The following is an 8,065-nucleotide window of genomic DNA, read 5'->3' as shown; positions in this document are numbered from 1 at the left end:
TCCGGGCCATCTCGCTGCCGCCGCTGGCGTGACCGTAGCAATGTCCCTCCCCGTCTTCATCTATGGTCAGGCAGTTGGGCTTGTCAATATCGTGCAAGAGTGCTACCAGCCTTAAAGTCAGGTTAGGTTCGGTATTATCTAAAACCGCCAGGCTATGTTCAAAAACATCTTTATCATGATAAGAGCTGCGGGTATCAAAACCTATGGCAGGCATAAGCTCGGGAATAAGCCTCTCCAGCAAGCCCAGTTCCAGAAGCCTGCGTATGCCCTGGGAAGGCAGCTCACTTAAGAGGATCTGGATAAACTCGTTGCGAACCCTTGCCGACCCACTGGCAGGAACACTGTCTTTTAAATCCTTCATAGCCTGTAGTAATTCCGCTTCAATTTCAAATCCCAACTGGGATTCAAATCTAACCGCTCGCAGAATTCTTGCGCTATCTTCCTGTATTTGTTTGTAGGGGTTTTGAGCACAGCGGATTAAGCGCTTTTCAATATCTCCTACTCCATTATAGGGATCCACTACTCCCGCCTGTTCATTATAGGCAATGGAATTCATAGTAAAATCCTTGTGCAGCAGATCCTCATTGATATCATCGGCGAATCGCCTTTCTTCCCCGGTGCGGAAGGCATTTACCTGATAGCTCTCCCCTTTAAAATGTATTGTAACTATCCCGTAATCCTCTACGGAAGGAATGGCAGTAAAACCTTCATTTTCATCGAAAACAACTATAGTATCATTAGGCAGGGCATTGGTAGTGATATCCCAGCTTATAGGTTCTTTACCCAGCAGGTAATCTCGGATGCAGGCACCGTAGATGTAAGCCTGGCAACCATTACTTTGAAGCTTGTTAAGAATCGTTTGTAAATTTTCGGGCATATTGATTTTCATCCTGCCACCCCCTGTTTTAATAGAAATTAGCACATTTAAACACTTCTACAAAAACTGCTTTATATCCTGCCCATTGTTATTAAACAGCTGCCTGCCCGGTTTATGATTTTCCTGCTTTCCAGGCTTGGCTACTCTGAAGAAACCTGTGGCCGTACTTCGGGTTCCCGGGTGGCTTTCGTTAATGATCAAAGCACCACATATTTATGAATGACCAACCGCCTTGGGGCCATACTTTTTTAGCCGTAGAGGAAGGCTGTTGCAGTATCTATTGCGCCGGTCGCCCTATAATTATAGGAAAACAACATGGTAATTGAATCTGGAAACAATGGGGATTCTATCGGATGCAAGGGATTAGGGGACACAATAGAACTGTCCCCTTGTGTCCCACAAGTTTTCCAGGGCAGCAAAATCCATGGCGGGGATGTAGAGGGATTCCAACTCATCATGATATTGCTTGGCCGTACGAATGAATTCTACTGCTTCTTGTAGAGATTTATCAAAGCGATTGCGGGCGCCAAGTATTCTCCTGGCATGAGGGTCTATCAGTGATCTTTGAATAAGCTCATCAAAATCCAGCAGTCGTTTCTGCTTAGCCAATATTCTGTCTCCGTAGTTAACAATACAGGAAGAGAGATCGAGCAAGGCGGTTTTTCGTTCCGGTAAAATAATAAGATCGATTTCTTGAGGTTCGAAGGGGCTATGGTAGACTTCTCCATAGAACTGCTGCAATTTCAGCATATAAGCGACATGGTCTAGTAGTTCCTTAATGCCACTGCCGGGACTGCCCTTGATGGCGTATAGTGAATAATCATTATCAACAAGGCTTTCTATTCGGGTTACCGGTCCTGCCGGGGTGATAGCTGCAGCAAATAGATGCCGTGCTTCATAGGGGGAAATAGAACAGCCCTGTAAAAACTCCTGGCTCAAGGCTAAAATATTGCGCTTAACCGCTGCCAGGTCCCGGGCTTCTTTATAGTAAGATTGCCATTCTTCATAGGCAACTGCAGCCTCCTGCAAGCGCAGGTAAGCCCGGGCAAAACAGCGGGAAATTTCCTGGCCAAGTTTTATCACTTCATTCTTATGTTCTTTAATAATCCGGCTGTCCCAGAAATCGCCCAGATTCAGTATTTCATCTACTGCTCCCGGAAAAAGAGGGTCAACCACGTGTGGTGCGGTACCATCGAGGATGCATACCTTTTGCCCAATTACCACCCCATCAAGGGATTGGTTATCTGATGAACACCAGTGGTATTCTAGATCCAAACCCCGGGAGGAGAATTCCTCCCCAATTTTTTTCATGAAAGTAGATTTCCCTACCCCGGGACCACCCTTTAGGATTATTTTCCTTTCGCCTTCCGGCCAGAGCATATATTGGTAGAAAGAGTAGAAGCCGCGACAGCTGTTAGCACCTGGATACATATGTCTCAGTTTTCCCAATGATGGCACCCCCATTGCTTTTTTCTCTTCTTCTATAAATATATGTGTTTTTGGTGGTCTGACTCCCGTAATATTCTGGCAATTCATATCTGCATTCCCTATTTTCGAGCAGTGATTGCTTTTGGATAAGTGCTATAAGCTGCGGTTATTGTTACAGGGAATAAGCCAGGTGCTCCTGTTCCAGCAAAGATATGGTAGAATAAAAACATGAAACCCTGGATTTACCTGGATCTGATTGGAGAAGGGCATGGGGAGTTAGTGAGCAGACAGCGAGGAGAAATGATGGCAAGTTGGATACATAGGAAATATGATGAAGCGATGGCGGAAAAGCTGGCCGGGGATCTGGAAGTTTCCCGCCTGCTGGCCGAAATACTGGTGAAGCGGGGGATTTGCGGAACTGAGGAGGCCAGCCGGTTTTTGTATGGGAAGCTGGAGGATCTCAGTGACCCCTTCCAGCTTAAAGATATGGATTTGGCGGTGGCCAGGATAGAACAGGCCATAGCGGCGGGCGAAAGGATAGTGGTCTATGGCGACTATGATGTTGATGGAGTATGCAGTATTGTTATACTGCTGGAATGCCTGCAGCTGTTGGGAGCCAATTGTAGCTATTATGTCCCCGACCGCTTCTCCGAGGGTTATGGATTAAATAGCGATGCCATAGAAAAGCTGGCCGGTGAAGGCTGTCGGCTATTGATAAGCGTGGATTGCGGCATATCATCGCTGGCGGAAGGCCAGCAGGCTGGTGATTTGGGAATGGATCTCATTATAACCGACCACCATACACCGCTGGATGAGCTTCCTTTAGCCGTGGCCATAATTAACCCCAAACTGGGGGGAGAAGCAGGGTGCAGGGATTTGGCGGGGGCAGGGGTAGCCTTTAAGTTGGCGGAAGCCCTGTGCCGGCAAAAGATGGAGCAGGAAGAGCTCTACAACTGGCTGGAGCTGGTAGCCCTGGCTACGGTAGCGGATATTGTCCCGCTACGGGGTGACAACCGGATAATGGTTAAGTATGGCTTGCAAAAGATTGAGCAATCGAGCCGCCAAGGCTTGCGGGCCTTACTGCGGGAAACAGTCCTGGAAGACAAGACGCTCAGGACCTGGCACATAGCTTTCGTATTGGGTCCACGATTGAATTCAGCCGGGAGGCTTAATAGCGCCAGAAATAGCATTGAATTGCTCCTGGCCCAGGACGAAGAAAGGGCCGCTGCGCTGGCGGCTTTTTTATGCCGGGTTAATGAAGAGAGAAAAGGAATTGAGGAGACGATATTTCAGGAAGCAGTGGCCGAAATCGAACAGCATATTGATCTGGAGAAGGAACCAATACTGCTATTGGGTGGAGAAAACTGGCATGATGGGGTTATTGGCATAGTGGCTTCACGGCTCAGCGAACGCTACCGGCGGCCTTGTATTTTAGTTTCCTGGGAGGGTGACTACGGCAAGGGATCAGCCCGCAGCATAGCGGGAATGGATATATTTGCGGCCCTTGATTACGCTGGCGGCTTTCTGCAGCAATTCGGGGGACATAAAATGGCGGCCGGTTTAAGGCTGGAGCGCAGGAACTTCTCTGCTTTTAAAGGAAAAATTCTGGAATGGGCGGCGGCTCAAGGGCTTTCATCGCTTAAACCTTCCGAGCGAAAGATAGATGCTGAAATCAAGCCGGCTGACATTAATGAAGCTTTGCTTCAAGAACTGGAGCTTTTGCAGCCTTGTGGGGAAGGTAATCCGCTACCGCTTTTTTTGTTGCGCCGGGTGGCGATTAAATCGGCTGCTCTTATAGGCAAAGGGCGGGAGCATTTCAAACTTAAAACGGAAACGGAACGGGGTGAACTGGAGGGCATAGCTTTCAACCGTCCGCAATATATGGAATTACCGTGGCGAAATTCCTGTCAGGATCTGCTTTTTGAATTAACGGAAAATGAATTCCGGGGGCATAAAAGGATACAGCTCAAAGTGAAAGACATAAAATGCAGCTTTATGCCGGATAGGATTAGCACAGTCCAGGATAAATTGCAAAGGGTTGCAGAGCTGTTGGTTGCTAGTATGGAGGAATTGAAAAAGGGCAGGCCCGTTCTTTTTATTTATCCTACATCCCGCATACTAAAGCGCAGTCTGGTTGTTTTGGAGAATTATTTTAATAGAACTGTTTTGCAAGCGTTGCACGGTTTGATGGATAGCGGCGAGAGACTGGAGACGGAAAATATGTTCAGGCAGGGACGGCCCCGCATCTATCTGATGACCCGAGCTTATTGTCGGTATTATTTAAGAAAAAACACTTTTCCCCAAAATCTCCGCCTCGTTCTGGAGTTATGGCCAGGACAAGGGAAGTTGCTGGAATATGATCAAGGTCTTCAACGAGAAAACTTATATCCCCAGATAGAAGAAATTTGCTGGCAGAAAGCAGATTGGGAAGCGGACTCCCCTTCCCCCGCCTGGATATATACCAATAGAAAAAAGACGGTGGAAAGCTTAAAGCGGCGATGGCCCCAGGCTATTGTTCAAAGCGGAATAAGGGAGCTTGAACGGATACGAAGCTTGTATCAATCAGGTCTTAAGGCTGGAGCCTCCGTATTCTTATCGGACGGGGTATTTGCCGGCATATTTCCCCAAAACCGGCTTAACGAAAGGCTGTTTTTCGCCGATGTACCTTTTAGTATTTATGAAGCTTTTTCCGTCCGGGGGCAAATGACTGCCAGCAGCGAGGAGCCGGTACTAGCTTTGTTTGATAGCCAGGGTATAAAAAGCAATTGGGATTATCTAAACCGGGTCTATCCTGATTTGGCGGAGGTTAAAGCCTGGTTCCGCCAGTTGATCGAATTGCAACAGAATCCAATTATATTCGATTTGAATAACTGGCCGGCGTTATCCGAAAAGTTTACCCGGGGAAAATTACTGTCGGTTCTGCATATATTGAGGGAGCTGGACTTGTGCCGTTGGCGAAAAGAAGGTAGTATTATTGAAATAAAGTTGCATAAGCCTGATAGTTCTACAATTAATCTCGCCAATTCCCCCTATTATCTAGAAGGACAGGCGGAAAAAAAACACTATCAAGAACTAGAAAGGCAAATAGATAAATCTCTAAAATGGTGATGAACATGAGTTGTGAAGCTCTAATCAAGAGAGTAAGTGAATATGATCCCGATAATGATTTTGCTATGATCGCGAAAGCCTTCAGGGTGGCGGAGCAAGCTCACCAGGGGCAAAAAAGGATTTCCGGGGAGCCATACATTATTCACCCGTGTGAAGTTGCTCTCATATTGGCGGATATTGAAATGGACATTCCTTCGATTTGCGCTGCCCTGCTGCACGATGTTATTGAAGACACTCCGGTGAGCTATTTGGACATACTCAAGGAGTTTGGTGAAGAAATCGCCTTGCTGGTAGATGGTGTCACCAAGCTTACCCGAATAGATTTTAAATCTCGGGAGGATGCCCAGGTTGAAAACCTGCGGCGGATGTTCATTGCCATGGCACGAGATATTCGGGTAATCATTATAAAGCTGGCGGATAGACTCCACAATATGCGGACTCTAAGCTACCATGGTGAAGCTAAACAAAAAGAAATCGCCCGTGAGACTATGGAGATATTTGCTCCGCTGGCTCATCGTTTAGGCATATTTCGTTTTAAATGGGAACTGGAAGACCTGGCTTTTTATTATGTGGAACCGGAAATGTACTATGAGGTGGCCAAACGACTGAAACAGAAACGCCGGGAGAGGGAGAATTATGTCAATGACCTGGTGGAGCAAATCAAAGTTGGTCTTCATCAGATTGATATCGATGCTGATATTAAAGGCCGCCCCAAAAATATATTCAGTATTTACAAAAAGATGATTAAACAGGGAAAAGATGTTGAAGAAATATATGATAAGATAGCCATTCGAGTTTTAGTTGAAGATGTCCGGGATTGCTATGGGGTGCTGGGTATTATTCATACCATGTGGAAACCGCTGCCCGGTCGTTTCAAAGACTATATTGCCACGCCCAAGGCTAATATGTATCAATCACTGCATACCACCTTGATTGGTCGGGGGGGTGAGCCTTTTGAAGTGCAGATCCGTACTGTGGAAATGCATCGTACTGCTGAATATGGTATCGCTGCACACTGGCGTTACAAGGAGGGCTACAATCCGCGGGAGCGAAAATTCGATGAAAAGTTATCCTGGTTGAGGCAGATACTGGAATGGCAGCAGGAAATCAAAGACAGCAGTGAGTTTATGGAATCTTTAAAGATTGACCTTTTTGATGATACGGTCTTTGTTTTCTCACCCAAAGGGGCGGTTTTTGAACTTACCAAAGGTGCTTGCCCGGTGGATTTTGCTTATCGGGTTCATACCGAGGTAGGGCACCAATGTACCGGTGCTCGGGTTAACGGGCGTATTGTACCACTGGATTTACCGCTGGAAAATGGGGATATCGTGGAGATTTTAACTTCCAAAAACTCGACTGGCCCCTCCCGCGATTGGTTGAATTTTGTCAAGACTTCTTCAGCTAAGAGCAGAATAAGGCAATGGTTTAACCGGGAAAAGCGCCAGGAAAACATTATCCGGGGTCAAGATCTGCTGGAGAAGGAATTAAAGAAACAACACTTGAACCCCAAAGAGCTACTTAAGGAAGATAAACTGTTGGAAGTGGTAAAAAGACTAAGCTTTAATGCGGCGGAGGATTTGCTGGCAGCCGTTGGGGACGGTGTGCTTTCCGCCCTGCAGGTGGTGAACAAGCAAAAGGAAATCTATTTTCCCGACCTTCAGGTGGAGGATATAGTTCCTGCTGCGGAGGAAAGCAAGACTGCGGCCAAGGATCGGGTAACTACCGCACTGCGCATAAAAGGTGTGGATGATGTGGCCATGAGGCTGGCCCGCTGCTGTAATCCCTTGCCGGGAGACCGGGTTCTGGGTTATATTACCCGGGGGCGGGGGGTGTCGGTGCACCGTGAAGATTGTCCTAATATGCAAAACTATCTGCAGAATGAGAAAGACCGTATATTGGAAGTTGAATGGGCGGATAGCAGCGGTATCTATTATGTGGAACTGGAAGTAAAGGCTTTTGACCGGGTGCGGCTGACCACAGATGTGATGAATGAGATTGCCGAAGCCAGAATTCAGATTAATTCGGTTTTTTCCCGGAGTACCAAAAACAACCAGGCAGTAATAAACCTTAAACTGGAGATCAAGGATATGAGCCGGCTGCATGCCGTGATTCAGCGCATCCAAAATGTTAAAGATGTACTGGAAGTGCGGAGGGTTCTGCCGGGGGAAATGCGAGGTGAATCGCTTGCGGGCCATAGTGCAAAGGGTTAGCTTTAGCACGGTAAGGGTAGAGGGTGAGTTGCGAGGAAGAATAAAGCAGGGTCTTATGGTTTTGCTGGGTATTAAGAAGGGGGACAACAAGGCCGATGGTGATTACCTGGTGGATAAGATGGTTAATTTACGGATATTCCCCGATGAAGAGGGGAAGATGAATCGTTCTCTGCTGGACATCCAGGGGGAATTACTCCTGGTAAGCCAGTTCACCCTTTATGGTGATGCCCGCAAAGGCCGCAGGCCCAGTTTTTCTGAGGCTGAATTGCCGGAATTAGCCGAACCGCTGTTTGATTACTGTGTTGATTGTCTTCGGAACTGGGGTGTGCAGGTGGAAACCGGAACCTTCGGAGCGGAAATGTCATTGAGCATTGAAAATGATGGACCTTGTACCATTTTACTGGATAGCGAAAAGTTGTTCTAACGGCCTTGTGCCATAAAA

4 protein-coding genes and 1 pseudogene are annotated in these 8,065 nt (G+C 47.1%); 3 read left to right on the top strand and 2 right to left on the bottom strand.

Going from position 1 to position 8,065, the window contains the following annotated elements; translation table 11 throughout:
• Window positions 1-889, bottom strand: a pseudogene (locus tag PHP87_RS01295) (polynucleotide adenylyltransferase); the annotation flags it as partial.
• A 351-nt stretch (window positions 890-1,240) separates the two neighbouring features.
• Window positions 1,241-2,326: a PRK06851 family protein gene (locus PHP87_RS01290; protein ID WP_299917547.1), complete on the bottom strand. Its 1,086-nt coding sequence runs from the start codon at window positions 2,324-2,326 to the stop codon at window positions 1,241-1,243.
• A 207-nt stretch (window positions 2,327-2,533) separates the two neighbouring features.
• Here PHP87_RS01290 and recJ point away from each other — a divergent pair, with 207 nt between their 5' ends.
• From recJ to dtd, 3 genes are read left to right on the top strand one after another with little or no spacing between them, the layout of a single operon-like run.
• On the top strand, window positions 2,534-5,413 hold the full coding sequence (gene recJ, locus PHP87_RS01285) for a single-stranded-DNA-specific exonuclease RecJ (RefSeq protein ID WP_299917544.1): 2,880 nt from the start codon (window positions 2,534-2,536) through the stop codon (window positions 5,411-5,413).
• 5 nt (window positions 5,414-5,418) lie between these two features.
• Window positions 5,419-7,623, top strand: a complete 2,205-nt coding sequence (locus tag PHP87_RS01280) for a bifunctional (p)ppGpp synthetase/guanosine-3',5'-bis(diphosphate) 3'-pyrophosphohydrolase (RefSeq protein ID WP_299917541.1) — start codon at window positions 5,419-5,421, stop codon at window positions 7,621-7,623.
• The gene (gene dtd / locus PHP87_RS01275; protein WP_299917560.1) at window positions 7,598-8,047 is read left to right on the top strand and encodes a D-aminoacyl-tRNA deacylase; all 450 of its coding nucleotides are present in this window, start codon (window positions 7,598-7,600) and stop codon (window positions 8,045-8,047) included. The genes PHP87_RS01280 and dtd overlap by 26 nt, the downstream gene beginning before the upstream one ends.
• Window positions 8,048-8,065 lie beyond the last annotated feature (18 nt).

It is taken from the genome of Syntrophomonas sp., assembly GCF_028707975.1.
Taxonomy (GTDB): Bacteria; Bacillota; Syntrophomonadia; order Syntrophomonadales; family Syntrophomonadaceae; genus Syntrophomonas.
The sequence above is the reverse complement of the archived record's forward strand: the minus strand, read 5'-3'. Positions and strand labels throughout refer to the sequence as shown.